30 protein-coding genes and 4 pseudogenes are annotated in these 23,913 nt (G+C 57.2%); 19 read left to right on the top strand and 15 right to left on the bottom strand.

The window, feature by feature from the left end:
* The first annotated feature begins 292 nt into the window (after positions 1-292).
* Positions 293-592: a VapC50 family PIN domain-containing toxin gene (locus CO657_RS36185; protein ID WP_128715656.1), complete on the top strand. Its 300-nt coding sequence runs from the start codon at positions 293-295 to the stop codon at positions 590-592.
* Between the two features lie 592 nt (positions 593-1,184).
* Here the strand turns inward: CO657_RS36185 and CO657_RS36180 are convergent.
* The 9 genes and pseudogenes from CO657_RS36180 to tnpA all read right to left on the bottom strand — a co-directional run.
* Positions 1,185-1,328 (bottom strand): annotated as a pseudogene (locus CO657_RS36180) (transposase domain-containing protein); the annotation flags it as partial.
* A gap of 114 nt (positions 1,329-1,442) precedes the next feature.
* Positions 1,443-2,444: a tyrosine-type recombinase/integrase gene (locus tag CO657_RS36175; RefSeq protein WP_054185618.1), complete on the bottom strand. Its 1,002-nt coding sequence runs from the start codon at positions 2,442-2,444 to the stop codon at positions 1,443-1,445.
* Positions 2,441-3,364 (bottom strand): tyrosine-type recombinase/integrase, encoded by a 924-nt coding sequence (locus tag CO657_RS36170; RefSeq protein WP_054185617.1) that lies wholly within the window; start codon positions 3,362-3,364, stop codon positions 2,441-2,443. Before CO657_RS36170 ends, CO657_RS36175 begins: the two co-directional genes overlap by 4 nt.
* Positions 3,361-3,696 carry a tyrosine-type recombinase/integrase gene (locus CO657_RS37870; protein ID WP_245484612.1) on the bottom strand — a complete coding sequence of 112 codons (336 nt, stop codon included), beginning with the start codon at positions 3,694-3,696 and terminating at the stop codon, positions 3,361-3,363. The genes CO657_RS36170 and CO657_RS37870 overlap by 4 nt, the downstream gene beginning before the upstream one ends.
* Entirely contained in the window at positions 3,588-4,406 is an 819-nt protein-coding gene (locus tag CO657_RS38180) for a tyrosine-type recombinase/integrase (RefSeq protein WP_342585736.1), read from the bottom strand. The genes CO657_RS37870 and CO657_RS38180 overlap by 109 nt, the downstream gene beginning before the upstream one ends.
* Positions 4,407-4,436: 30 nt before the next feature.
* The gene (locus CO657_RS37865) at positions 4,437-4,601 is read right to left on the bottom strand and encodes a hypothetical protein (protein WP_245293040.1); all 165 of its coding nucleotides are present in this window, start codon (positions 4,599-4,601) and stop codon (positions 4,437-4,439) included.
* Positions 4,602-4,694: 93 nt separating this feature from the next.
* Positions 4,695-6,146, bottom strand: a pseudogene (tnpC, locus tag CO657_RS36160) (IS66 family transposase); the annotation flags it as partial.
* Between the two features lie 71 nt (positions 6,147-6,217).
* Positions 6,218-6,574 carry an IS66 family insertion sequence element accessory protein TnpB gene (tnpB, locus tag CO657_RS36155; RefSeq protein ID WP_054185615.1) on the bottom strand — a complete coding sequence of 119 codons (357 nt, stop codon included), beginning with the start codon at positions 6,572-6,574 and terminating at the stop codon, positions 6,218-6,220.
* Positions 6,571-7,017 (bottom strand): IS66-like element accessory protein TnpA, encoded by a 447-nt coding sequence (tnpA, locus tag CO657_RS36150; RefSeq protein WP_054185635.1) that lies wholly within the window; start codon positions 7,015-7,017, stop codon positions 6,571-6,573. The genes tnpB and tnpA overlap by 4 nt, the downstream gene beginning before the upstream one ends.
* 686 nt (positions 7,018-7,703) lie before the next feature.
* Between tnpA and CO657_RS36140 the strand changes: the two genes are divergently transcribed.
* The 3 genes from CO657_RS36140 (at position 7,704) to CO657_RS36120 (ending at position 9,879) form a co-directional block, all read left to right on the top strand.
* A complete protein-coding gene (locus CO657_RS36140; protein WP_054185614.1) occupies positions 7,704-8,060 on the top strand; it encodes a response regulator in 357 nt (118 codons plus the stop codon).
* A 1,187-nt stretch (positions 8,061-9,247) separates the two neighbouring features.
* Positions 9,248-9,550, top strand: coding sequence for a hypothetical protein (locus CO657_RS36125; RefSeq protein WP_054185612.1), 303 nt, complete (start codon positions 9,248-9,250; stop codon positions 9,548-9,550).
* A 134-nt stretch (positions 9,551-9,684) separates the two neighbouring features.
* Positions 9,685-9,879, top strand: coding sequence for a hypothetical protein (locus CO657_RS36120; protein ID WP_054185611.1), 195 nt, complete (start codon positions 9,685-9,687; stop codon positions 9,877-9,879).
* 348 nt (positions 9,880-10,227) lie between these two features.
* On the opposite strand, the gene CO657_RS36115 is transcribed toward CO657_RS36120, so the two are convergent.
* Positions 10,228-10,425, bottom strand: a complete 198-nt coding sequence (locus CO657_RS36115) for a hypothetical protein (RefSeq protein ID WP_128715655.1) — start codon at positions 10,423-10,425, stop codon at positions 10,228-10,230.
* Positions 10,426-10,749: 324 nt separating this feature from the next.
* Here CO657_RS36115 and CO657_RS36110 point away from each other — a divergent pair.
* From CO657_RS36110 to CO657_RS36060, 9 genes and pseudogenes are all read left to right on the top strand, one after another.
* Positions 10,750-12,558: pseudogene (locus tag CO657_RS36110) on the top strand (bifunctional diguanylate cyclase/phosphodiesterase).
* 526 nt (positions 12,559-13,084) lie between these two features.
* Positions 13,085-13,396, top strand: coding sequence for a hypothetical protein (locus tag CO657_RS36105; protein ID WP_054185609.1), 312 nt, complete (start codon positions 13,085-13,087; stop codon positions 13,394-13,396).
* Positions 13,393-13,722, top strand: coding sequence for an exopolysaccharide biosynthesis protein (locus CO657_RS36100; RefSeq protein WP_054185608.1), 330 nt, complete (start codon positions 13,393-13,395; stop codon positions 13,720-13,722). Before CO657_RS36105 ends, CO657_RS36100 begins: the two co-directional genes overlap by 4 nt.
* A gap of 376 nt (positions 13,723-14,098) precedes the next feature.
* The gene (locus CO657_RS36095) at positions 14,099-14,575 is read left to right on the top strand and encodes a hypothetical protein (protein ID WP_054185607.1); all 477 of its coding nucleotides are present in this window, start codon (positions 14,099-14,101) and stop codon (positions 14,573-14,575) included.
* Positions 14,576-15,028: 453 nt separating this feature from the next.
* The gene (locus CO657_RS37855) at positions 15,029-15,127 is read left to right on the top strand and encodes a transposase (protein WP_097609977.1); all 99 of its coding nucleotides are present in this window, start codon (positions 15,029-15,031) and stop codon (positions 15,125-15,127) included.
* Positions 15,128-15,186: 59 nt separating this feature from the next.
* Positions 15,187-15,498, top strand: a complete 312-nt coding sequence (locus CO657_RS36080; protein ID WP_054185606.1) for a hypothetical protein — start codon at positions 15,187-15,189, stop codon at positions 15,496-15,498.
* Between the two features lie 722 nt (positions 15,499-16,220).
* Positions 16,221-16,460, top strand: coding sequence for a DUF6894 family protein (locus CO657_RS36070; protein ID WP_054185604.1), 240 nt, complete (start codon positions 16,221-16,223; stop codon positions 16,458-16,460).
* Between the two features lie 321 nt (positions 16,461-16,781).
* A complete protein-coding gene (locus CO657_RS36065; RefSeq protein ID WP_245293041.1) occupies positions 16,782-17,171 on the top strand; it encodes a response regulator in 390 nt (129 codons plus the stop codon).
* Between the two features lie 76 nt (positions 17,172-17,247).
* Positions 17,248-18,102, top strand: a complete 855-nt coding sequence (locus CO657_RS36060) for a transglutaminase family protein (RefSeq protein WP_054185602.1) — start codon at positions 17,248-17,250, stop codon at positions 18,100-18,102.
* Positions 18,103-18,206: 104 nt separating this feature from the next.
* Here CO657_RS36060 and CO657_RS38355 read toward each other — a convergent pair.
* Positions 18,207-18,369 (bottom strand): annotated as a pseudogene (locus CO657_RS38355) (aldehyde dehydrogenase family protein); the annotation flags it as partial.
* Between the two features lie 115 nt (positions 18,370-18,484).
* Between CO657_RS38355 and CO657_RS36050 the strand changes: the two are divergent.
* The 3 genes from CO657_RS36050 (at position 18,485) to CO657_RS36045 (ending at position 19,472) form a co-directional block, all read left to right on the top strand.
* The gene (locus CO657_RS36050) at positions 18,485-18,688 is read left to right on the top strand and encodes a cold-shock protein (protein ID WP_054185601.1); all 204 of its coding nucleotides are present in this window, start codon (positions 18,485-18,487) and stop codon (positions 18,686-18,688) included.
* 354 nt (positions 18,689-19,042) lie between these two features.
* A complete protein-coding gene (locus CO657_RS37035; protein ID WP_164918710.1) occupies positions 19,043-19,195 on the top strand; it encodes a hypothetical protein in 153 nt (50 codons plus the stop codon).
* Between the two features lie 67 nt (positions 19,196-19,262).
* Positions 19,263-19,472, top strand: a complete 210-nt coding sequence (locus CO657_RS36045) for a DUF982 domain-containing protein (protein ID WP_054185599.1) — start codon at positions 19,263-19,265, stop codon at positions 19,470-19,472.
* Positions 19,473-19,911: 439 nt separating this feature from the next.
* Here CO657_RS36045 and CO657_RS36040 read toward each other — a convergent pair whose 3' ends face one another.
* The 4 genes from CO657_RS36040 to CO657_RS36025 all read right to left on the bottom strand — a co-directional run bounded on the left by CO657_RS36040 (position 19,912) and on the right by CO657_RS36025 (position 21,252).
* Positions 19,912-20,187, bottom strand: coding sequence for a hypothetical protein (locus CO657_RS36040; RefSeq protein ID WP_054185598.1), 276 nt, complete (start codon positions 20,185-20,187; stop codon positions 19,912-19,914).
* A 91-nt stretch (positions 20,188-20,278) separates the two neighbouring features.
* The gene (locus CO657_RS36035) at positions 20,279-20,659 is read right to left on the bottom strand and encodes a DUF6481 family protein (RefSeq protein WP_054185597.1); all 381 of its coding nucleotides are present in this window, start codon (positions 20,657-20,659) and stop codon (positions 20,279-20,281) included.
* A 2-nt stretch (positions 20,660-20,661) separates the two neighbouring features.
* Entirely contained in the window at positions 20,662-20,916 is a 255-nt protein-coding gene (locus CO657_RS36030) for a hypothetical protein (protein WP_054185596.1), read from the bottom strand.
* Positions 20,917-21,042: 126 nt separating this feature from the next.
* Entirely contained in the window at positions 21,043-21,252 is a 210-nt protein-coding gene (locus tag CO657_RS36025) for a cold-shock protein (RefSeq protein WP_003567907.1), read from the bottom strand.
* Between the two features lie 694 nt (positions 21,253-21,946).
* Here CO657_RS36025 and CO657_RS36020 point away from each other — a divergent pair.
* The 3 genes from CO657_RS36020 to CO657_RS38175 all read left to right on the top strand — a co-directional run bounded on the left by CO657_RS36020 (position 21,947) and on the right by CO657_RS38175 (position 23,897).
* Complete coding sequence (locus tag CO657_RS36020) at positions 21,947-22,927, top strand: HWE histidine kinase domain-containing protein (protein WP_054185595.1); 981 nt, start codon at positions 21,947-21,949, stop codon at positions 22,925-22,927.
* Positions 22,924-23,307 carry a response regulator gene (locus CO657_RS36015; RefSeq protein ID WP_054185594.1) on the top strand — a complete coding sequence of 128 codons (384 nt, stop codon included), beginning with the start codon at positions 22,924-22,926 and terminating at the stop codon, positions 23,305-23,307. Before CO657_RS36020 ends, CO657_RS36015 begins: the two co-directional genes overlap by 4 nt.
* 404 nt (positions 23,308-23,711) lie before the next feature.
* Positions 23,712-23,897, top strand: coding sequence for an alpha/beta fold hydrolase family protein (locus tag CO657_RS38175; protein ID WP_054185593.1), 186 nt, complete (start codon positions 23,712-23,714; stop codon positions 23,895-23,897).
* Positions 23,898-23,913 lie beyond the last annotated feature (16 nt).

Genomic DNA, 23,913 nt, shown 5'->3' with positions numbered 1-23,913 from the left:
AAAACATGATGACCGCCCGCGAAGCCGCCCGCTCGCTACAGCGCTATTGAGGGCGCGCTCGCGAGCGGCTTCGCTACCTCCGTCACCTTGCACCAAGTGCGGGGACACGAGCGTAACAACGCGTGAGGCATTCGAGAACATCCGAGTGAGGCAACGGCATTATTCTCTGGGAACATTCTTGGGTGAGGCAATACGGCGTCTCATCCTGATTGCCGCGCTATAGGAGGCGGACGTTGCAAACTGTGCCTATTTGGTCGCGGATCTCGAGCTACCTGATTCTGGCGATCGGCATGTGCTCGCAGCCGCCGTCGCCGGGAAAGCCTCCATCATCGTAACCTGGAACCTGAAAGATTTCCCAGCGCAAGACCTCCGCCCTAACCGCGTGACCAGCCAATCGCCGGATGATTTCCTGACCGAGCTCCATGCTGCGTTTCCCGACGCGCTGATCGCCAGTGTCAAACGTGCGAGGCTTAATTTGCGCAAGACAACGCCGACGGTTGAACGTTTCATAGACGCGCTAAAGCAAAATGGACTGAAGAAATTTTCAAGGATGCTCTGCCAAGACATAGCCTCGCTGCAAGGATCCGGATGATCCGATCAACTTGCCGCAGTCATCACCTTCAGTGCCAGACGCAGAAGGGATAGAACCGTCGACCCCGCTATTTTCAGTGTCATTGGCGTAACGGGTATTCATGGAACTTGCCCTCTGTTTGTTCCATCTCTTACGCTCAGATCTCATCCTTCAGGAAGACATGATGGCATAGCCAGCCGGCCTCGAATGCGAAAGCCCGGCCGATGAAGATTGCGTATGCCACATTGGACGTTTGGGAGAGGGCTGTCGCCGACCCCTCTGTCTAGGCCAGCAGAACGCCGTTCTTCTTCGCCGTCCAAGCGGCCGTCGGCGGCATTGTCGCCTACATGAGCGACGGAGCTGTCTCAGCGTTAAGGACTGGCTGAAGATCAATTGGGATTTGCACTGCCAGAAAAAAAGCCCCGCCTTAGGTAGGACGGGGCTAGTTTGGGTTGCGGTGGGCCGCACGTTGAAGTGTAGGGTGGCTGCCAAACAAAATCTCTGCACGGCCCGACTCCCTACGATCGGGGGAGCCAATTGTTCCCCGGGTATATTTTTTTATCAGTCACACCATTCATTCCCGCTGCTTAGGACTCTATGGTAAGCGCTGTTTTCAGGCCACGGCTTTGAGATCGTGCTTTGCGGCATAGGCCCACGGCAGCAGGTCGTCGATCTGGCTATTTGGATGATTGTTGACGATCTTGGTGAGGACGTCTGAGAGATAGGCCAGTGGCTCGACATCGTTGAGCTTGGCAGTTTATGCCGACCGGCGAACTATGCCGAGTGCCTCTTCTGACAGGGACGGCAAACCGTGCGTTCCCAGTCAGTTTGGCGGGTCGCCGTTGTTTGGCACTCGGCATAGTTCTCATGCTCAGAGGGTGTTCAGGAATTCCAGAAGCCGGTCGCTTGGTCGAAATCGCTCGGCCTTGGCGCGTTCGTACGGCTTCAGCTTTGCGAGGGCGGATTCCTTCAGTTCAAGATGTGCATGAAGATAGGTCAGCGTCGTTTCCATCGCCTCATGGCCCAGCCACAGGGCAATGACAGAGCAATCGACGCCCGCCTGTAGCAGTTCCATGGCGGTGGAGTGCCGCAAGACATGAGGCGACACCCGCTTCGACCGAAGGGAGACGCAGTGCTCGCGCGTTTTTGCAACATATTTGTTCAGCAGTGCCTGCACGCCATCGGCGCTAAGCTTGCCACCGTGCATGTTCGGAAAGAGCGCCGTTGCGCTTCGCTTTCTGGGCTCCTTGAGCCAGTGACGAAGCGCTTGCTGTGCAACCTTTGTGAGCGGCGTACATCGCTCTTTGCGGCCCTTGCCAACGCATCGCACATGCGCGCCCTGGCCGAGCATTACGGAGTCTCGGTCCAGGTCGACAATCTCCGAGACCCGAAGTCCGGTTTGCGCGGCCAACAACAGCAGAGTGTAGTCGCGGCGTCCCAGCCACGTGCTTCGATCCGTGCAGTCCAGGATCGCTTCAATCTCCGGCCTGGTTAGAAACTGAAGCTGCCGCTTGTCACATCGCTTGCTGGGGAGCGCGAGCACTCGCTGAATATGGGCGCTATGTGCCGGCTCCTCGAACGCTGCATACCGGAAGAAGGATCGGATGGCTGTGAGGCGGAGATTCTGGGTCCTCACCGAGGCGGATCTCTTCGTCTCAAGGTCCTCCAGGAATGCACCGATGAAAGGGGCGTCCAAATCCCGCAGTGTTAACTGAGATGGGGACCTCCCAAGGCGGGTCTGTGCGAACGCAAACAGGAGCCTAAATGTGTCGCGATAGGAGGCAATGGTGTTGGAACTTACACCTCGATGCTTCATGAGCCGATCTGTGAACCACCGCTCGATCAGTACGGCCAGGTCGTTGGTGCGTCTCATGACCGAGCCTCCCAACGCTTATCCAATCGCCGGACCGCATGGTTCATCAGTTCCGGCACGGCGGACAGGTACCAGTAGGTGTCGCGAACATTGGTATGGCCGAGAAAGGTCGAGAGAACCGGCAGTTCGCGTTCCACATCTTCGCCAGCGCGATGCCAGTTGATCAGGGTCTGGACGGCGAAACGGTGACGAAGATCATGAATCCGTGGGCCATCGCGATTCCCCTCCTGCCGTAATCCGATTTGTCGGGATAATCGCCAGAACACGCGGTGCACGTATTGATGCAGCAATCTGCCGCCCTGTTCGGCGACGAAGAAATAGGGACTGCGCGGCGTACCAAGGTGTGCATCGCGTCGGGCGGCATAGCCTGAAAGGACAGCAATTTTCGTGGCATGCAGCGGCACCAGCCGTGACTTGCCAAACCTTGGCTCTCGGATGGTGAGGACGCCCTGGTCGAGATCGACATCGGCCCGGAGCAGGCTGAGCGCTTCGGAATGGCGCAGTCCGGCGACCGCTATCAGCCCGAACAGGCAGTGATATGTCCAGCGCCGCAGGGCGTTGGCCGGCGGCAACGACAGTGCTGCCGCCAGAAGTGCGTGAATCTCGACCTCACTATAGATGTAGGGTTTTGTCCGCCGTGCCGGCGCCACGGCGTCGCTCGGTGGCACTTCCGTCAAAGGATCGAAATGAGTCAGGTGCTGGGCAAAGCAGCGCACATCGGCCAGTCGGATTGACCAACTCGGCTGCCGGCCCATCGAGGTGACCCACTCCATTGCCAGGTCCGCCGTGATGGTCTCGGCGCCGCGGGCTTCCGTGAAAGCGACGAACTCCGACAATCGTTTTGCCGGACCGTCATATTTGTATCCCAGCCCTTGGCGCATGCCGATGTAGCGCTCAAGCGCGGTGCGAAGCCGGCTCATTGGACACCTCCCGGCCAGGGTAGGCTCAGTTCACGCAGCTTCTCAATATCGAGCTTTGCGTAGATTCTTGTACTGTCGATGCTTCGGTGGCGGAGCAGTTGGCCGATCTCGGCAAAGCTGGCGCCCGACCGCAAAAGGTCGGTCGCAAGGCTGTGGCGGAAAAGATGGGCACCGTGATGCGCATAGCCGTCAATGCCTGCCCGTTCAAGTGCCTGCTTCGCGATCATCGTGATGGCGCAGCCGGAGGCAAAGCCCACATGCGGCGCAAGTGTTCGCAAGAAGACTCGCCGACATGCCGAAGCTGGGCGCCCATGCCGGATATAAGCGACGATCGCTGTTCCGACGTCGTGACGCAGCGGCATAGTCGCTTGTCGTCGTCCCTTTCCGTATACGAGGTCGTGCCCGACTGCCAGTCGATATCGTCAAGATTGAGGGTGGCCACTTCGCTGGCGCGCAAACCGAGCTTGGCGAGGATCATCAGAACCGCATAGTCCCTACGACCCATTGCCGTCGTCCGATCGCAGGCATCGAGAGCCTTCTGGACTTTCTCGGGCGGCAGGAATGTTGGAAGGCCGGCAAGTCGCCAGCGGCGGATGGACGGCACACAGTCAGCGAGCGCCGTCGAGATGAAGCCCTTCAGATGCAAATAGCGCAGGAAAGCACGCACAACCCTGCACATGGCTTTGCCACTGTCGGCGGAACCGTCGAGCGCATGTCGCTCGACATAACCGATAACGATCTCCGGGGTGAGCGCTGCAAACTCGTCTGCTCCGAAAGGACACACCTCCCGGAGAAATCGAAGCGACAGAAGCTTGTGGCTCCCCACTGTCGCGGCGGCGAGCCCTCTCTCAGTCGAGAGATATTGCCCGAATACATCGACGATCATCTCGTGCTCACTGCGCTGAATCGGAAGCGCGGCTGGTATTAAGCCTTTCTCCCGTAACGCCAAAAGCAAGCGGCGGAGCGCCGATCGATCGCCCGAGTCGGGCTTCCAGTGTTTGAAACGATGCTCAAGAAAGCGGTCGACGTGAACCTCGTTCAAATCCTGCGGAGCATGTCCATTGCCAACATGTCAGTCCATCAGATCCCGAAACAGGCTCAGCGAGCGCCACGTGCATTGCCGCCCCCAACCTTCGTTCGACATTTTGGCGGCGTAAACGCCCGCAAACTCCCGATACGGACCGTAGACCAGCTTCCGGTATAGGGCGCTGCGATTCAAATAGTCAGTTGCGTTCATGTGTCCTCTCCTTCGCAACAATTGCGACGGAGAGACCCTAAGCTATGCTGACAAGGCGACCCCTATGGTGCCGGAAACGTTGGAAAAAAGTTGATTAATCGGCATAGTTCGCCGGTCGGCATAAGCTGCCTTATGCCGCTCGCGGCATAAGGCAGTCTCGATGAGCGAGGCGATGGTCGCCCAGTGTTCGGCCCCGGCGTCAGAACCGGCAAATAGCGCATTCTTGCGATTGAGGGCAATTGGCCTGATTGACCGTTCGACGACGTTGGAATCGATCTCGATCCGGCCATCGTCGATGCAGCGGGTCAAGCCGTCCCAGCGTGACAAGGCATAGCGGATTGCTTCGGCAAGTTTTGTCTTCTGGCTGATGTAGCCGAGTTGCTCACGCAGCCAGGGAGCGAGGCTGTCGGTGATCGGACGACTTTTTTCCTGACGGGCGACACGACGCTCCTCGTGGGTCCGGCCACGTATCTCTTCTTCGATCCTGTAAAGTTCGGCGATGCGTCGCAGCGCCTCGCTGGCGATGGGTGCCGGACCGGCCGCAGCCAGCTCATAGAAGCGGCGTCGAACGTGGGACCAGCAGAAGGCCAGCGACACGGTGTTCTTTGCCGCGAGCGGGCGATATCCACTGTAGCCGTCTACCTGCAGGATGCCGACGAAGCCGTCGAGATGGGCCATCGGTCGTTCGCCTTTGCGATCTGGCGCATAGACATAGGCGACACCGGGCGGGTTTTCGCCCTGCCACGACCGGTCATCTCGTGCATAAGCCCAAAGCTGGCCGGTCTTGGTTTTGCCACGTCCCGGATCGAGCACCGGGGCTGTCGTCTCGTCGGCGAAGAGCTTGGACGATGACTTCAGATGATCAAGCAGCCGCTGATGGACCGGGCGTAGATGCCAGGCGGCGCGACCGACCCAGTCGGCGAGCGTCGAACGGTCGAGGTCGATGCCCTGACGCTTGTAGATTTGCGCCTGGCGATACAGCGGCAGGTGGTCAGCATATTTAGAGACCAGCACCTGGGCGACGGTTGCCTCTGTCGGGATGCCGCCTTCGATCAGCCTTGCCGGGGCCGGAGCCTGGACAACGACTTCTTCACAGGCCCGGCAGGCATACTTTGGGCGGCGCAGCACAAGCACCCGGAATTGGGCGGGCACAAGATCGAGCTTCTCGCTGACATCCTCGCCGATCCGATGCAGGTCGTTGCGGCAGCAGGGGCAGGCATGGTCATCGATATCGACCACGATCTCGACGCGCGGCAGATGCGCTGGCAGTGAACCCCGGTTGGTACGCCGTTTGGGGACCTGCGCCTGGCGCAGAGCAGTCGAGCCCTGTTCCTTCTCTTCCAGCCCGGCAGCCTCGATCTGTTCGGCTTCTTCAAGCCCAAGCAGAAGCTGGTCCTCGGGAAGCGTCTCTGCCCGTCGACCAAAGCGGTAACGCTGTAATTCCTTGATGATCTGCCGCAGGCGGGCATTCTCCGCCTCACGCGAAAGCACCATCGCTTTCAGCGCGTTCAGGTCATCCGGAAGCTCGTCTGCCGTCATCGTCATGGAGCGAGAACAGCATATTTTGCAGCTCGGAACGAGAGGCTGAATGGCTCTGATTCAATTGGTCGCGCCCGTTATCCGGCCTTTATCGGCGTGCGCGTTTCACTCGGCGCATGCACGCGTTTCCAGTCCAATCCTTCGAACAGAGCCGAGAGCTGGGCGGCCGTCAGATGCATCGCACCGTCTTGCATTCGAGGCCAATGGAACTCGCCATCCTCGATCCGCTTGGCGACCAGGCACACACCGCTGCCGTCCCAGAAGATCAGCTTGATCCGGTCCGTTCGTTTGGCCCGGAACACGTAGATCGTGCCCGAGAACGGGTCGGCACCCATCTGGGCCTTTACCAGTGCCGCCAATCCTTCAGCACCTTTGCGGAAGTCGACAGGCTTGGTGGCGATCATCACTTTTACCGCACCGGACGGGCCAATCACGATTGAGCCTTCAACGCCTGGATGACGGCGGCAATGGTTGCGGCATCGGTGCCAGAGGCAATACGCAGCATGGCTCCATCAATCTGCAATTCAATAGCCGCCTCCGGAGAAGTTCTTCTTGGCAAACGTGCTTGCCGCGCCTTCTTCGGCTCCGACTTCTCGGGCGACACGACGACTGCTGGTGCAAACATTGGTGCTTCCTCCGGCACCGAAAGAACATCAAGCGGCTTTCGGGCGAGCCGTCGCCATGTGAACAATTGCTGTGGCGTCAACCCATGACGCCGCGCCACAGAGCACACTGTCACGCCAGGCTCGCAACTCTCCGCAATGATCTGCGCCTTCTGATCGTCGCTCCATTCGCGACGACGGCCATTGCCCGTGAACACCTCAAACCGGCGTACCGGCTCATCCTTGGTTTTAAGCGTAAGCTCTGAAATCGACATATGTCCAAGCCCTCTTTCGAGGTTGAACATCAATGATCAAGCGATGATCCGGAAGGTGGGATTAGGACAGCGCTTACACTCTATGTCGTGGCAAAGCCTTCGTCGATCAGCACACGGGCCTAGTGGTGGCAAACTCTCATAATCAATGACTGGAGTTCTTCGCCACAGATAATCTGTTCACGTCGATCGCCGTTGTGGATGAAAACCTCAAGGGCGTTGAGTTCACCGACGTGCTCGCCGGCATATTCGATCGCTTTATGCAGCGAACGGAAGGTCTTATTCTGCGTCCGTATCGACCAGCTATGCACTGTGCTTGGGGTCGAGGCATATATGAAGAGCTTGTCTATCATTGCGAAACCATTGGGTGCAATCGGAACGATACAAAAAGCAATACTGCAAACCTTCCGAGTAAACGACTGTAACCCGCGAAACTGGTTACCTCCCGTTTACGAATGGTACGGGTTGCGTTTCGCATCTCGTCGGAAGCGACAAGGCCCCCGCGCGGACAATGGGGGCTGGATTTTTGCTGTTGATGATCCACCTCTACTCTTACAGCAGGGCGCTATGCTGAGCCAAAGCTTCGGATCCGGCGAGGTCGTCCGATCATAGAGATTTGCCGCAGAAAGAGTACCTGGAACTGATTGCGATCGGAGGCATTTCAGTGAGCACAAACGATGTGAGGGGATATGGCAGAACGCGTCCGCTCAGTCCTAGTCGTTGAGGACGAGTTTTTTATTGCAGTCCAACTCCAAGACGCGCTGGTGGCAGGAGGATTTAGGGTGCTTGGTCCAGTTGCAACGGTTTCGGCCGCGCTTGCTTTGATCAACAGTGAACAGCCGGATGCAGCGGTGCTAGATGTCAATCTGGGCCATGAAAGTGCTGCACCGGTAGCTCTCCATCTAAAGACGCTGGGAGTGCCGTATGTCCTCGCTACAGGGTACGACAAAGCCCAGTTGGCTTCGACCTACCTCTTTGCCGACGCGTTGAATCTCGGTAAGCCAACAGATCTTCAGCGTCTCGTCGATACGATCCGGTCTCTATAGGCAGGACTTGGCATTCTACGATCATACGCGGCAGGGGCGCTGAGTGGGTCGACACGATTTGGTCGCAATGACGGGCGTCATGCAGTCGGGCAAGGACCTCAGTTGTGCAGCATTAGGCCTCTATCACCACCGCCGGGGGAGGAGGTTGCGTTGCTCGTCCCGAAGGCTAAGTGTCTGCTCCCGCATTAGTCTTCGCAGATGCTCCTCGTGCTGCGCCTGCGAAACGTAGAAACTTTCCAGCAAAGCGTGAGCGCCTTCGGTTGGTAGTGCTTTGCCGCGTAGTCGTTCTATCAGCATCATTTGAGCAGCAAGATGCTTCTCGCCCTCAACTACGTGCCTCCATACCATCTCTACCGGGGTCTCATAGATGCCCATGAAAGCATCTTACACCCGTTTCCAAATCGGCCACCGCTCAAATATGCCGCCCGGCGCAATAATGGCGTCTGGCTGCAGCCGAACCTGTCGCTGAGATCGAATATCGAGCCTAGACGCATGACGGCAAGCTGGCGTGCGTCATTTAAGGGGCTGCGGGATTCCGCTGATGAGGCGTCGGTTTATGAGATCGAGTAAGCAAAAAAAGTGGCTTTTACGATCGACGACCACCTTATATCATCGGTTCGCGCGGTCAAAATTCAAAGGTTTTGTCGTCTCGGTAGACCCTGCGGTATTCTTCTTCCCAGGGATCGAAACTTGATCTCTTTGGGAGGCGGCGGCCTCTTCTGCTGTTCGTCGTCTTTGGTTCTGTCGTTGGAATCGTTCATGGCGTCACCTCTGACGCGCCTTCTGTCGGGGCCAGAACCGCGCGTCGACCGCAGATCGGAACACAAATTGTGTGACAATAGCGGCGCACTGAGACGCCTTCGGACGGCTTCGGTTTATCCAGTTGACCAAGCTCGGCGCGAAGGGCTTGGTCGAGATTCGGAAAATGTCGCCCATGATAATGTTCGGGTGCCTCATAGGAAGAGCCTGCTGCACGCGAGCGGCAGGCCTCTCTTACCGACACGTGGTAAGTGTCCTTTGCTCCTGGGTTGGAGCCGCTGACGCGGCAGCTGGAATAAACGAGCAAAGGCGAATGGTTGGTGATACGGAGTGTCGATGACAGTCTGCTTCATTGGCGGCAGTCCGCCCGTTCGTCCATCTCAGCAACCAACTGCGTTGGCGATAGCTTCACAAGAAAAGAGAACTGAATGGACGTAAGATACCCGAAGACAAGAGCTCACGTCTTTGAAGCCGTTAGAGCTCTGTCGACCTCGCCCGACACGATCCAGTCGCGATTGATCGAAGCGACAAGGAGCTTGCTGGCCGTCACCATCGAAGAATTTGCCAGCGATCTGGAACTGACGATAAAGTTCACCAGGCTGCTCGATCTGATCGCGGTCGATCATGGTGATGTCGAAGCCGTGGCGGTTGAGACAGCAGCTTATATGAGCGACGCCCAGGCAAGCATCATCGCTGACTTGATTTGCGATTTTTTCTACGAGATCGCATAAAGCGGCATTCCACTGTCTCGCGTAACAGCGACAGCTGAAATCGGCCGGTCATGCATGGCGCAGACGACCATCGGCAGCATTGATTTCTAAAAAAGGCGCTCCAGCTTTTACACTGAACGACGCGGGCTGTTTGCATGAACGGGTATTCGAATTTCAAACGCTATCGGATGCGCCAGGAGCCCGATCACACCTGGACAGTGTTCGACATCTTTACCGGCGTGGCCGTGAGCGTTGGCGCCAGTGTCGCCATGGGTATGGAGGAAGAATTTGCGCGCGAAGTGAGTGACATCTTGAACTCAGCCTATTCGCGCGGGCGCATGCGTGCCTGACGTCCTTCTTTGCTCTTCTAGCGAACAAATTTCAGCATTCGGGCTTGCGTCATGATTGTCAAACAACCTCAGCTTACTTTTGTCTTCGCTGTGGAAAACGTCTGAGGATGTATTCGCGGCTTGCGTGCGGATGCAGAATCCGATGGATTTTGCATGCTGGATGACCGATTCCGCCGCAACATTTAAGGTCAACCGGGTCATGGGGCGCTCCGACATGATGTTGGAAGCGCCCCATTTCGATGTGGCAAAGCCCTCGACTATCAAAATTACCAGGGCGTTTGATTATCGTCGCGCAGGTTAGGGGCTGTAATCAGAACATGTGGCGCTATGTAGCACTGAATTCCAGGATCACATTGAGTCGTTATCCTCGAACATGTAGGCGCCGGCGGCTCTGATCTGACCGCCACGATCTAGGGAAACTCGACGCTCGATGGGCATGCCTCCGAGATCGTTGAAATTAAAGCCAGGAAAAGACGCAGCTTTCGTCGTCGGCCATTCCGTCAGCGCGATGATGGGCGTTCTGGCATCCCAGAAAGCACCGGGCAAAGGCGTGTCCGTGGTCCTTGTTCGCACAAACGTAGATTGACACGAACGACGCTATGGGCGTCCCGAAATCGGAAGCAATGAACGTGCCCGTCAATGGCCGCGTCCGCCTCCGAAGCTGGAAAATGACCTTCTGGTTCAGGCCTGCGCTTCGCCACTGAACTCGTTGCGTCAGCAAATTGTCCATGGCGTGGACCCGGCGGCCCCGGGTTCCAGTTCCCTTCGCCGCCCTCCATTGCGGCGAAAACATCCACTTTTAGCTAATCCTTCAATCGCATCTCAAGGTTGTCACGCTACAACTCCATTACTCCCAGCCAGAGCCCTCACATGATCCTTGAACTACAGAACCGTATTCTTGAAATGATCGCCAAGGGCGAGTCGTTGGTGTCGACGGTAGAGCGTCTTTGTCTTGAGGTCGAAGGCGCGGTTCCTGGCGTGACCTGCTCCGTCATGTTGCTTGACGGCGACCGCCTTCATCCGCTCGCAGGGCCTTCCCTGGATCCCGGTTATCTGGCCGCTCTAGACGATATGGAAATCGGCCCCCTTGCCGGCTCGTGTGGTACCGCTGCCTATCTGGGGTCGGAGGTTGTTGTGACCAACATCGCATCAGACCCCCCGATGGCAGACGTTCAAGGGCTTGATCGCGCCCCTGGGCTACAAGGCTTGCTGGTCAAAACCAATTCTCAGCGCCGGGCGGGTAGCCGCCACGTTCGCCTTTTATTATCGAGAGCAGCGAGGGCCAAGCGAACTCGAGCAGAAGATTGTCGACGCGTGCACACATTTGTGCGCGATCGCGATGGAACGGAACGAGCGGGTGATGGAGCGCCAGCGCCTGACCTACACCGATGCTTTGACGGGCTTGTCCAACCGGGCGAGGTTCAACAAGGTCCTGGCGGAGCAGCATGCTCAAGGGCAGTCCCGATGGGGCGTGCTGCTGACAGACATCGATAACCTGAAGCTGGTCAACGACACGTTTGGCCATGCCGCCGGCGACGCTCTCATTCAGGTCGTTGCAAATCGCATCGAGCCATCGTTGGATCGAAACGTGTGTTTCGGCTTGGCGGTGACGAGTTCGCAATCATCGTCGACCGGGAAGATCTCGACTTGGAGGATGAAGCAGGCAGAATCCTCCAGGCACTGTCGCCGGCGACCCGCTGCGACGGCCATGTCGTTTTTCCCGCCGCAACGATCGGCGGGGCGATGGCGGGAGGTGGCGAGACAGCTGAGCAGACCAGGCATAATGCCGATATCGCCTTGTATCATGCAAAAGAGCGCAAGCGCGGCGAATACGTTGAATACCACGACGGTATGGGAACTGCCTTCACCCGCCGTTTCCGCGCCATTCGCGATGTGGGCATCGCTTTGAGCGAAGATCGCCTTGACGCCCATTACCAACCCATCGTGCGCCTCGATACCCGTGAGATTGTCGGTTTCGAAGCGCTTTGCCGGATGACGACGCCTTCCGGGGAGGTCATTGCTGCTGCAAACTTCCATGAGGCGACCAAGGACGCTCATGTTGCGACGCAAATGACGCAGCTCATGTTGTCTCGCGTTGCGCAGGATATTCGGCGCTGGCTCGACCGGGGCCTGCCGCTCCAGCATGTCGGCATCAATCTATCGGCGGCCGATTTCCGCGCGAGCAACCTACAGGAACGCCTGTTCGACGTGTTCGCGAAGGCGGACGTTCCCTTGCAGCATGTCGTCCTGGAGATAACGGAATCGGTATATCTCGGCCAACGCGACCATGTCGTGGCCGATGAGATCAAAACGCTAAGATCAAACGGGCTGCTCGTTGCCCTTGATGATTTCGGGACCGGCTTTGCTTCCCTCACCCATCTGCTGACCATACCCATCGACGTCCTGAAAATCGACAAGTCCTTCGTCGACCGGCTCGTACCGGACGATGCCGGCAGCATAATCGTCGAAGGATTGCTGGGGATGGCGAAGCGATTGGGCATCCGGGTTGTCGCCGAAGGGATAGAAACCAAAGCGCAAGCGGATCAACTACTGCGGCTCGGATGTGAACTCGGTCAGGGTTATCTCTATTCAAAAGCCGTTGATCGTGATGCCGCGGCCGCGATGCTTCAGCAATCTGGCCAGTGGACATCTGATGCCCGCCGCCTTTCCAGAGCATAAGACCGATACGCACCCGACGCCGGTCGATATCCGCAGGAGGCGACGGGGGCAAGCTTGTCGAACGCAGCTCTATTCTCTGTGTGGTCCTGCCGCTTGCGCTCTGTCTCGATTTCGCAAAGCACATCGTCGAAGAGCTGGATCAGGCGCCCCGGGCTCACCTGCAGTGGTGGAAAAAACACTCAAATGACGCCCGTCATCAGCATCAACGTAGACATTCGAGCCACTGCACACGAGCCCGCTTGCGGCGCTGATATGCGATGGCCAGTTGCTCGCAGGTGCCGCGGAAATGCAGAGTTCGCGTATTTGGGTAAGGGGATCATTGCCGTGCCTTATCATAGCCGGCGAATGCATCCATACAGCGGCAATCAACATCAGCACGTTCGACGGCAACGTAAATCTCCCTTGAACGCGCGCGTATCCAACCCCAGGTAGATACTACCCGCTGGTCCGGGCCCCTCTGGCGAATTCTTCTGTACATTCGCGATGTCGGACCAATTTCGACACTTTGCCGTAACTTGAGGGATATATGATTTCGGACGTCGCAGCCTGGCTATTCGCCCTATTTGTTGTTGGTCCGCTTCAGGCGGAGATGCGCGAGCGCTTTGACGGCGCGAACGCACCTGTCGAGCAGATCCAGCAGTCACAGCAGTGTATCGCATCACATGGGCCGCGGCTTCTGCAACGCGCTAGCGAGGAACCGGGCTGGGCGGTCGCCACCGCTGTCGGCGTTGCCGTCGGCTGGACCTCACCTGTGCAGCTCCTGGACGGACGCGATCCGAACTGCTCCACACTCGTGCGACTTTTCCAAAATGAGGCCGACGAGGAAGGCGAAGCTTGATCGTGGCCCAGGAAAATGGCGACGGAAGCAAAGCCCGCGGCATCGCCTCGGCGGCGCTGGTCAGGCGTGCGGAGACCGCACGCGAACGCGACGGTTTGACGATCGGTGATGCCCTTACCTCAACGGGAGGGGCAAGCTTCGGCTTCATCATGCTGATACTTGCGCTTCCGGCCTTATACCGATCCCGGGTCCGTTTGGACGGCCAGGGTCTTGCGGTGATCGGCGAAGCCACGCAACGATTTGAAATCGACGATGTCATCGATCTGGTACTAGTCACAGATCGCAAGCAGCGGCGGATCGGTGCTCCAGGTCTCGGAATTCGCTGAGTCCGGTCCAGGATGCCGTTGCCGTAATGCTATGGCCGATTGGACGGGTAACAGCTCGCCAGGGCCTCGCCCGTGCACCGTCGTTCGGTCGATCCATCACCAGATTACGGTCAGCGATAGGAAAGAGGTTCCAGGCTGTCGTTCCTGTGCACAAAGAGCGGAATAGCGATCATCGGGCCGATGATGCGGAAGTGAAAGGAATGACCTGGCTCGAGATCTCAGTTTCCGGAAATGTTGTCGCTCACCTGCTGACATTGGCGAGACATTCCCCGTAGACGATGCCGGATCTTTCGCCTATCCATGGTGGCATGCAGTCTCCCTCGAAAGGCGCCGCCAGCGCGTGTACTCCGGCAGTTGCAGACATAGGAGGAATTTGATGAGCAGTGATGATTTTGACAGGGCTCTTGCAAGAGCACGTCAAGCAAACGAGCGCGTCGAAGCGGCTAGCGCTAAGTCGAGCGCGGCAAATGAAGAAGTATTGAGAAAACAAGACGCGGATCGCGGCCAGTTCGAAAGGTTCATTTCAACATTGGCAAAAGAGCTTGCCGCTGCAACCGCCAAACTAGATGAGGCTCGTATCTCTCGAATTAAGCTAGATAGACCGCCGGTTGTAGGCCCACCGGCCGCCAATCTTCTGATGGAGAAGGTCGTCGGCAGTAAGTCTATTTCGGGGAAACTTTCGATATCCGGTTCCAGTATTAAACTGAAGATAGACTGGGACAAACCGGGTGACACCGGGTCTCTAGGAATCCCTGAGTGCACATACCCGCTTGGATCGGTTGAACCTAAGCAAGTCATAACCGCAATGATCGATGCCTATACCAAGGCTCTTGATCAAAGCGCGAGTTTCTAACAAGCGCTTATCTCCCCGAACCTGGCCGCCCGTCGAGGCGGTAGAGGAGGCCGCGTTGAAATACTTCCAGGATCAACGTAACCGCACGCCTCACAAAATGCGGATCAACTCGCTTCCGAAAGCAAGCAAAATTGCCGACTCCGCCTAAAGCGCCGACCAACAGCTCCGAAGTCGTAGAGCCCAGCCACCGAGCCGGGCTTTCTTTTTTGATATGTTTGCCGATAACTGGTAAGCTGTCCATTCTACCTTCCAGATCATCGCTTGATCATTGATGTTCAACCTCGATGGAGGGATTGGACATATGTCGATTTCAGAACCTAGCTTAAATCCAAGGATGAGCTGATACGCCGGTTTGAGGTGTTCACAGGCAATGGCCGTCGTCGCGGATGGAGCGACGATCAGAAGGCGCAGATTATTGCGGAGAGTTGCGAGCCCGGCGTCACGGCTTGATCTGTGGCGCGGCGGCATGGGTTGACGCCGCAGCAGTTGTTCACATGGCGACGGCTCGCCCGACCGGGGCGAAATTTTTCGCGAAGCCGTTCGATATCGTAGCCGTGACGGCTGAACTCAATCGAATGGCTGGATGGGTTTGAAAGGGCAAAGGAGGCGGAATGTCAAAAGAATTACTGGAATTTTCTGCAAGCGCGAACGGAGACAAGTGGTATCTCGAGTACGAAAATGAGACGGCTGAGCCTACCGTAATCCACCAAGCGAACGCGGCTTCCGGCGGAGCCGAGACGAAATGGTCAGTAGTCAGCTTCCTCCAGGTCGCCGGCGACCACCCTGAAGGTCAGGCGCTCCGCAAAGCTCTTGCCAAAGCTCGGCCACTTCAAGCTGAAGCAGACTCGGACCTGTCAATTGTAAAAGGGAATGCAGCAACCGTATATCCCTGGACTGCGAAGACCAAAGTCGGCGACGACTGAGTGGGCCGCAACAAGCAGTGAACCGGAGCCACCATCGAAAAGTCCCGACGTCCGCGGGCCGTTTCAGCGAGGAAGGCGCTTATCGGACCGCCTCCAGCGCCCGTTGAGTCCATCGACGCCGTGGGGCTTTGTCAGCAACGCGTTGCGTGACGAATCCACCCATTCCGGCATGTCGTTGTGCATGGTCTGGCGTCGTTGGCACATCAGGCCCTGTCCGACGAAGGTTGGTTCTCCGCAACGAGCGTCTTCAACGCTTCTGTCGCTGCCGCCGCCGTGGGAGGAGATTGCCTTGCCTGTCCCTCAGGCCAAACTCGCATTCCTCTGAAATCCTTTGCCGATGCTCTTCGTGTTGGGCCTGCAATAGATAGAAGCGCTCCAACAAAGCTTGAGCCTCCTCGGTTGGTAAGCCCATCCGGCGTAACCGCTCAATCAAAGCTGTCTGGTGAGCGAGATGCTTCTCGCCCTCCGATACGTGCCGTGCTACCATCTCGGCTGGGGTCTCATAGTTGCCCATCCCGTCACTATACTCCGTGACGCACCCACTGGCGACGAGAGATTCATTGCTCGTTAAGCAATCTTGATGTGATCATGGCATGACGAATAGGCCAACGGCCAAACCGCCGCAGAGGCGGTTCCGGCGATGGGGGCTTGAATCAATAGTTTGCGAAAGCTTGACTGACCTCTGCTTTCAATAAGTGAAGAAACAGCGTAGGTTTTCATGAATGAGCACCGTCGCCGGCTATGTCTTCAACCTCATAACGCCTTCCGGCAGGGTGAATGATTTTGCGAAAGCATATTACCATTCTTTAGACGATGCTCGCGCGGAAGCCCTGTTGATTGCTCAAGAATTTATGAGCAGGGCTGCCAACCAAGGGCGGGATATTTCCAGCTACTACATCGAAATCTGCAATGAGGCGCGTAGAACCCTCTCCGTCGTGACGTTCCGTCAGGCGCGCGAGTGATGTCGGGCCGAGGTTGCTGCCTACGAGAACCAACTGGCACCTGTCAAATGGGCTGATCGGCCAACCACATATGCTAAGAATCCCTGAGAAAGTGGCCGGCCATGGTGCACTTCGAGCTGATCGCTCTCGGGGCACTCGCGCCGCTCGCCATGCTCGTTGGCGAAGCTCCAGTTTCTTGATGGCCCACGGACCTCATTGACAGCCTCCGGCCCCCTTTGCCAATAACTTGTTGCTGCGCCGCAGCATTAATGATTTGATGGTTCACATCGCTAAACTTTTTGCTGGGCAATCAAGTTGTCAGACGGCCATGCTCAAAAACACGTGATCCTGATTGTAGAAGAGAACAGGATCCTCCGCGCGGAAGCGGTCGTTGCGTGCAAAGGATCTGGCTACGGGACAGCCGAGGCGGCCAATGGCGCAGATGCGTTGGAGATCCTGGAAAAGCGGGACGACATAAGTCTCGTGTTCACCTCCGTTAATATGAAAGGCCCAATAGATGGTGTCCAACTCGCAGTGCGCATTCATGCAAGATGGCCAAAGCTAGCGATTGTAATGACGTCCGGGGTCGTAAACCTGCGACAGTCGTTGCTGCCGCACCGCTTCAGATTTGTCAGGAAACCATACGCTACCAAGCCCCTAATGACATGCTTCAAGCTCCTCATTGAATCCGAACATCGAGAAGAAGTCTCGTCGCCGCAATGGAGTTCCTAGGGCATGAACACTTCGCGAGCGCGCTCCGCTGGCCACGTCTGAGATAGACTGAAAATCTGACGGCCGGGAAATCATCATGAAACTTCAGATCAAGCATCAAACGACCTATCGTTACTTGCGACCCGTCGGGCTGCTTGCGCACCGCCTGATCCTGTCGCCCCGGACCGACGAGCAGCTCCGGATCTTGTCTTTCAACATTGACTGTTCCGCGAACGGGTCGATTGCCTGGTCGCAGGACGTTTTCGGCAACACGATCGCGACGGTGACGTTTTCTGAGCGGACCTCCGAACTGACGATCTCCAGTGCTGCCGTTGTCGAGCAGACCGCCCACCCGTGGCCGGTCTTCAATATAGACATCTCGGCGCATTCCTACCCTTTCACCTACTCGACCGAAGACAAGACCGATCTCGGCGCGTTTGCTGCCGCGACCTCGCCTGGTAACCGTGTGGCAGATTGGGCCCGAGCCTTCGTGGGCAGCCACCCGACCGACACGCTTTCGCTCCTGAAGGACATAAATGCCGGCATTCTGACAAATGTCAGCTATCGCATTCGAGACGAGGAAGGCACACAGTCGCCGCAACAAACACTGGAGCAGGCCAGTGGCTCATGCAGGGATATCGCAGCGCTTTTCATTGAAGCTGTTCGTTGCCTGGGGTTTGGCGCGCGGGCTGTCTCCGGTTACATCTACGACCCGCGGGCATCTGTCGACGACGGCGGATCGACACATGCCTGGGCCGAAGTCTATCTTCCGGGAGCCGGTTGGATCGCGTTTGATCCCACCCACCGTCGAGTGGGAGAAGCCTGCCTTATTCCCGTGGCGTTTGCCCGCAACAATGCACAGATCATGCCTGTTACCGGCGGATATACGGGAATGCCGGACGATTTCGTGGATTTGGGCGTGTCGGTCAAGGTTATCGAGATACGAGAATAGCGACAGATGACGTTCGCTGCTCTACTCAGTCAGTAGTCCGGAAACGCGCGAGGCCAACGACCGCAGCAATGAGTGCCTGTTCAAGACGGCAGCCATCGCGCGCAGACGAATGCGACGGGGCCGAAGATTTCTTCGCGCGAAATCGCACCTCGTTGGTCGCTTCGGGAAGCAGCGTCGGCTGCAGATAGATACCGGATGTCGCGCGATATCACCCCGCCTCCGAAGGCGAGATTTGCGCCGGCCGATGGCGATGTAGTCCGTGTCCGAGATTTTGTGCGCTACCGAAGCCCACTCATAAAAGCAAATTGGCGCTACCCGTTGATAGATGAGCGACGGCGCTGTAGCCTGCGCTTCGCAAATTGGACAAACACAGGAATATCTCATGCCAACAGGTACGGTTAAATTCTTCAACGACGACAAGGGCTTCGGTTTCATAACGCCTGACAATGGCGGACAAGACGTATTTGTTCACGTGTCCGCTTTGCAACGCGGCGGTTCGCTCCGCGAAGGAGACAAAGTCAGCTTCGAGATCGGACAGGACCGCAAGACCGGAAAATCGAAGGCAGAGAACGTCTCGGTATCCTAAATTTTCCAGCCTTCGTTGACCGGGCGTAACATGATGGGCACAGCCACATTGCAGATCCGGCGTCATCGCGAGCGGGCGGAATGATCTCCATCGGCCACCTGTTCCATCTCGGTTCTCCATATCGAGGCGCCGGATCTGAAAATGGGAGCTCGCGTTTTCTCTGCAAGATACGCCGGTCAAGCGGTCAAAAAGGTTGGCTCCGTCGAAATCAAATTGCGTGAAGGCGGTGAAATGTGCACCGGCGGGTCGAGGCGGTCCACCAGGGTGTGGCAATTCCTCCCTCGGAGCACCATATATCTACTAGGATGGGCCACCCATAGCGGCCCGGCTCGCAAATTTTTCAAAGGATCGATCATGACCAACGACAAAGGCGCTGGCGCGCCTCTAAGCGCCGTTTCAGTTGCGAAGAAATACCGGATTGCATTGGAGGACGCGAAAGCGATTGTCGCCGAGCATGGTGACGACGCCAAGGCCATCCATAAAGCCGCTCGTCGGATAGCTGCCTGAACTTACCGCCCCATTTGCACCACATTCTCACGGATTATTTCTCCCTGATTTAATCAGGGAGAGAAGGTTGATAGACCAGTGGCAGGAGCCGGTGCGGCTCAAGGAAGATGGGTTGCAGATCACGATGGAGACGCCGGCGCAGGCGCGGACATGGTTGCGGCACGCGCGCAGGTCAGGGCCCGCTTGGGAAGAAGCGCTGGAGAAATGTTCTGCCGCGGCTGAAGGTCGTCTTTCCAGCGCTGAAGCCAGGCATGCTTTATTGATGGCCGTCTACTGAACCTTCAGACAGCATCAGGGTGGGTTTAGGGCGCGCATTCGTGTGGCCGCCCCTCGCATTAGGGTTGGGAGATGGCGCGGTAACCGCATTGTTCCTCATTGTGTTCTCGTGTTGAAGACGAGCCGCTTATTCGGCTCACCCTCATCGAAGCGCTGCAATGCCGGTTTCCGGGTATTGAAAGCTGGAGCGGCCGACGCGGCCCTCGGCGTCGTCACAGAATAGACGATCCATCTTCTGTTACCGATATCCAGATGCCTGGTAAACTATCAGCCGTCGATCTCGCTCACGTGGTCGCCTAATCGAGCCATATGACTCGGCGGTCGTCATTCGCCTCAATGCTCTGTCGGAGTAGCGGCGTTGATGACGACATGCTCAGATGAGGAGGCAGCGAGCCGCGCAAAACTTTCTCTTCTCAGCACCCGCGAGGACGCGTCCCTGATCAGGCGCGGTCATAAGTGAAGGACGTCAGAAGCGTCGTCACGAAATTGCTGGCTCGTTCCTTGACCAGCACCTCCGTCCATTCATCCGTGCCCCGGAGCCTTAGATCCGTATAGATGCTATCGACCGCTGCTTCTTCGATCCGCTTGATGTGGCCATTGAACGCTGCCTCGCCGCCGGCATGATACATGTCGCGTATGATCATGCGCAGGATTTCCTGGATCGCAATCTGCCAGGACGTGTTGATTGCCTGTAGTTCATTCGTATCCGTTGGCATGGAAGCTCCGCAGTGTGAGTAATCTTCAGCATGGGCGCATCCTGCCCGTGATCGAGCATATAAACACATCCGTGGAAGTGGCGCCTGGAGGCTAAGCCCGCCTAGCCTTGCGGTTGGCGTAACGTCGATCCCGCTCCGCCTTGCGGGCTGCCTCGTCTTCAATGACCCGCGATATTCGGGCATTTTCGGCCGACTTGCGCGCCTCTATTTCGGCAACCGCTTCAGCCTCAATGGCTGCCTGCTTTTGAGCCGCAAGGGCTTCAAGCCGGGCGCGCTCCTCGAGCTTCAGACGTTCCCGTTCCACACGGCGAGCTTCGCGAGCTTCTACTAGCGAGATGCGTTCCGCTTGTCTGGCGAGTTGTGATGGCTCGGCGGCTGCCTTCGCAGCTCGGTAAGCAGTGAGAAGAGATGCCTTGGCGTCCGTGGCAGCGGAGCGACGGTCAGCGAGTTCGTTGTTTCTGGCGTTTTTCAAGTCTACATCCTGCTGGTGTTTGAAGGGGATGATCGGCTGGCCTTGGCGCGCTTGGCAAGCAGCGCGGATGTTGCGAACGCACGGTCGGCTTGCTCCTTGGCGAGACGCGCCTCGCGCAGCCTGAAAGTCTTGGCATCGCGCGCCTGGGCGGCCGATTCGAGCTCTTCCACCGCGCCGTTCTTGGCGAAAAACTCCGTCTGGAGATTGCCGAATGCGACCTCGGCCTGCTGGCGGGATTTACTATATGTCTCTGTCATTGGGGTAACTCCGTGTTGGCTAGGAAGCCGAAACGAAAAAGGCCAGGCTTACTGCCTGGCCTCGAACTGATAGCGTGCTTCCGGCAGTGCCAGTACATCCGTGGTCAAAGGGAAAGCAGATATCGATTAAGCGGACTGCAGATTGCAGGCCGACATCTTGCCCGACTTCATGTCGCGCTCGAGATCATAGCCAATCTTCTGACCTTCGACGATTTCGCGCATTCCGGCGCGTTCGACGGCAGAGATATGGACGAAGGCATCAGCGCCGCCGTTATCAGGCTGGATGAAGCCGAAGCCTTTGGTCGAATTGAACCATTTTACTGTGCCAGTGGTCATGATGAACCCTTTCAAAGCATAGAGTGAGGGACCGCGAAGCTGATGCTGCGCAGATGGAAACCGACTATTTTTGAAAGGGAAGTTCGCTTAAAGCGCGGTGCCAATCGCGCGGTAGACAAAGCTCGGCAAGCAAAAGATCGATGGCGCATCTATAGGGGACTTCGGCTACCATGTCAACGCTCAGTTTTCAAAGACGCATAACTTCCTCTTCTGGTTGCGACCAAGCAGAAACCGCGGGCCGCTAACCCCGCGGCTCGTGAACCTCAGTGGACTATCCTTAGCCCGCTTGAGTGCAGCAACGCCATGGCTCGGTAATCAACGCGGTTGCGATGAACGGAGCCCTCCACGCCCCCGACTATAAGCGATTGCAAAAGGGAATCTCCCACGCTGTGCCTGACGGCTCCGAAAAACTCCCCGCTCCAAGTGCCAGTTAATCTAAGATCTGTCACCAGGATGTGGATGTCGCTTTGCTGCGATAACAGAAGTCCCGGTTTTGCCGGCCGCGCGCTAACGCGGACGCTTTTGCAAAGAAACCGTTGACCGATCGATGATGCATTACGCGTGGCATTTCAAAAAGATGTATGGCGCGCTTTCCTAACCTCCCGCCGCTCCTATATGTCGATCGGACTCCATAAGCGGCCCCTTCTGCAGCTTTGAACCAGCAGCCTCTGTCTTTTTAGGAACTTTTGAACATATGATGCTGGAAGATCTCTACCGCCTGCTCAGAAGCGGCCATGTTCAGGCTCAAGGTGTCGTCGACACGATGACGCAGCCTATTGTGGTCCTCGATCAGAACCTATCCGTGACGACCGCCAATAATGCTTTCGTCAAGACGTTTAACGTCCAGCGTGACGACATCCTCGAACAGAATTTCTTCAGCCTCGGCGACGGCCAGTGGGATATTGCCGAACTTCGGCACCTGATCGCGGCGGTCATCCCAAAAGCCGCCGCCGTGATCGGCTTCGAGGTGACGCATGACTTTCCTGGACTTGGTGCGCGCACGTTCCTGGTCGATGCTCGCAGGTTGATCCATCCCGACGATAACAGTTCGAACATCCTTGTCCTCTTCCACGACGTGACGGAACGTCAACGCGAGACCGCGGAGATGGAATTCATCGTTTCCGAGACACGCCATCGGATGAAGAACCTCTTTTCGGTTGTTCGTGCGATCGCGATGCAAACGGACGTAGACGACGTGACGGCCTTGGAGTACCGGCAAGCTTTGCTCGGGCGGTTGGAAGCCACATTTCGCGCGCAGGAACTGGCGGCGACCGACGAAACTGCTGATTTCGAAACGTTGGTGAAGCAGTCTGCCAGCGAGCTGGGCCTAGATCGCATACGATGTTCCGGCCCGTCGGTTCAGCTTTCTGCGTCCAGGGTCCTGCCTGCCAGCATGATCTTTCACGAGCTTACCACCAACGCCATCAAGTATGGCGCGTTGTCGGTCCCCGAGGGCTCGATTGAAATCTCATGGGGCGTTGAGCCGGGGCCCAAAGGCCGGGACTATGTCGTTTGTCTTTGGCGCGAGATAGACGGGCCGACAGTTCAAGAGCCTTCCCGACAGGGGTATGGCACGAGCCTGATTAAGGCGACGTCTGCTCAAGCCGGCGGCGCCGTGGAACTGAACTACGATCGCAGCGGTTTGGCCGCCTCTATCAGGATAGCGGTTAGATGAGCGAAGTCACAACGGACGACGTCGAACGCAGAAGCCTCGTTCTCGTCGTTGAAGACGAAGTGTTTATCGCCATGGAACTGGAGCAGGCGTTGACGGCTGGAGGGTTCCACGTGCAGGGCCCCGCTAGCTCAGTTAGGGACGCCCTGGAGCTGCTGGAAGAGGAGAGGCCTTATGCTGCGGTCCTTGACTTTAACCTGGGCCGAGAAAAAGTGACGCCAGTAGCTCTCAAGCTGCAGTCGCTCGGCATTCCCTTCGTGCTCGCCAGTGCGACTGCGGCAACTGAGCTCGCCCATTATGACGTTCTGGCCGGTGTAACAAACGTGGGCAAACCCACTAATCTTCATCGTCTCGTAGAGGCGGTTCGTGCTCTCAATTCGTAAACTTCGTCTCATTCCTCGACCGCTATACGAGAAGGATTAATCGCTCGGGGACCCCGCCTGCTTGACCCCTCGCCTGCTAGCGCTATGTCCGTACGACCGTGTAAGCGATTAGCACCCACAGACACGGACGTTCAACGATGCCCGCCTTTTGCCTGCAGGGCAATAAGGCGACCGCATGATGTCTGTCATGAGCCGCAACAACGTAAATATCACCGGAAACGGCCCTCCGACCATGGTTTTCGCTCACGGCTTTGGCTGTGATCAGAACAATGGCGGCACGTGGTCCCTCAGTTCCGGGATCAATTTCGTGTGGTAAGCTTCGACCATGTGGGCGCCGGCGGCTCGGATCTGGCCGCTTACGACTTCGGAAAATACGCCATGCTCATGGCTAGGTTTCGGACATCGTGGAGATCGGTCAAGAACTAGGAATCGGGAATGCCATATTCGTCGGTCATTCCGTCGGTGCGATGATGGGCGTTTTTGCGTCCGAGAAAGCGTCCGGGATGATCTCCAAGTTAGTCCTAGTTGGCCCCTCCACCGCTACATTGACGACGGTGACTACCGGGGCGGCTTCACGCGCTAGCAAGTGAATGAGCTCCTGGAGTT

It is taken from the genome of Rhizobium acidisoli, from assembly GCF_002531755.2.
Classification (GTDB): Bacteria; Pseudomonadota; Alphaproteobacteria; order Rhizobiales; family Rhizobiaceae; genus Rhizobium; species Rhizobium acidisoli.
This window is presented reverse-complemented; position numbering and strand designations above follow the sequence as displayed.

Bases quoted from the DNA above. Each gene is read 5' to 3' on its own strand.
- tnpA (WP_054185635.1), bottom strand. From the start codon at position 7,017: ATGTCGATTTCAGAGCTTACGCTTAAAACCAAGGATGAGCCGGTACGC.
- CO657_RS36015 (WP_054185594.1), top strand. From the start codon at position 22,924: ATGAGCGAAGTCACAACGGACGACGTCGAACGCAGAAGCCTCGTTCTC.
- CO657_RS36030 (WP_054185596.1), bottom strand. From the start codon at position 20,916: ATGACAGAGACATATAGTAAATCCCGCCAGCAGGCCGAGGTCGCATTC.
- CO657_RS36120 (WP_054185611.1), top strand. From the start codon at position 9,685: ATGAACGGGTATTCGAATTTCAAACGCTATCGGATGCGCCAGGAGCCC.
- CO657_RS36125 (WP_054185612.1), top strand. From the start codon at position 9,248: ATGGACGTAAGATACCCGAAGACAAGAGCTCACGTCTTTGAAGCCGTT.
- CO657_RS36040 (WP_054185598.1), bottom strand. From the start codon at position 20,187: ATGCCAACGGATACGAATGAACTACAGGCAATCAACACGTCCTGGCAG.
- CO657_RS36020 (WP_054185595.1), top strand. From the start codon at position 21,947: ATGATGCTGGAAGATCTCTACCGCCTGCTCAGAAGCGGCCATGTTCAG.
- CO657_RS36080 (WP_054185606.1), top strand. From the start codon at position 15,187: ATGTCAAAAGAATTACTGGAATTTTCTGCAAGCGCGAACGGAGACAAG.
- CO657_RS36070 (WP_054185604.1), top strand. From the start codon at position 16,221: ATGAGCACCGTCGCCGGCTATGTCTTCAACCTCATAACGCCTTCCGGC.
- CO657_RS36170 (WP_054185617.1), bottom strand. From the start codon at position 3,364: ATGAGCCGGCTTCGCACCGCGCTTGAGCGCTACATCGGCATGCGCCAA.
- CO657_RS36025 (WP_003567907.1), bottom strand. From the start codon at position 21,252: ATGACCACTGGCACAGTAAAATGGTTCAATTCGACCAAAGGCTTCGGC.
- CO657_RS36060 (WP_054185602.1), top strand. From the start codon at position 17,248: ATGAAACTTCAGATCAAGCATCAAACGACCTATCGTTACTTGCGACCC.
- CO657_RS36050 (WP_054185601.1), top strand. From the start codon at position 18,485: ATGCCAACAGGTACGGTTAAATTCTTCAACGACGACAAGGGCTTCGGT.
- CO657_RS36105 (WP_054185609.1), top strand. From the start codon at position 13,085: ATGATTTCGGACGTCGCAGCCTGGCTATTCGCCCTATTTGTTGTTGGT.
- CO657_RS36175 (WP_054185618.1), bottom strand. From the start codon at position 2,444: ATGAGACGCACCAACGACCTGGCCGTACTGATCGAGCGGTGGTTCACA.
- CO657_RS37865 (WP_245293040.1), bottom strand. From the start codon at position 4,601: ATGAACGCAACTGACTATTTGAATCGCAGCGCCCTATACCGGAAGCTG.
- CO657_RS36095 (WP_054185607.1), top strand. From the start codon at position 14,099: ATGAGCAGTGATGATTTTGACAGGGCTCTTGCAAGAGCACGTCAAGCA.
- CO657_RS36140 (WP_054185614.1), top strand. From the start codon at position 7,704: ATGGCAGAACGCGTCCGCTCAGTCCTAGTCGTTGAGGACGAGTTTTTT.
- CO657_RS37035 (WP_164918710.1), top strand. From the start codon at position 19,043: ATGACCAACGACAAAGGCGCTGGCGCGCCTCTAAGCGCCGTTTCAGTT.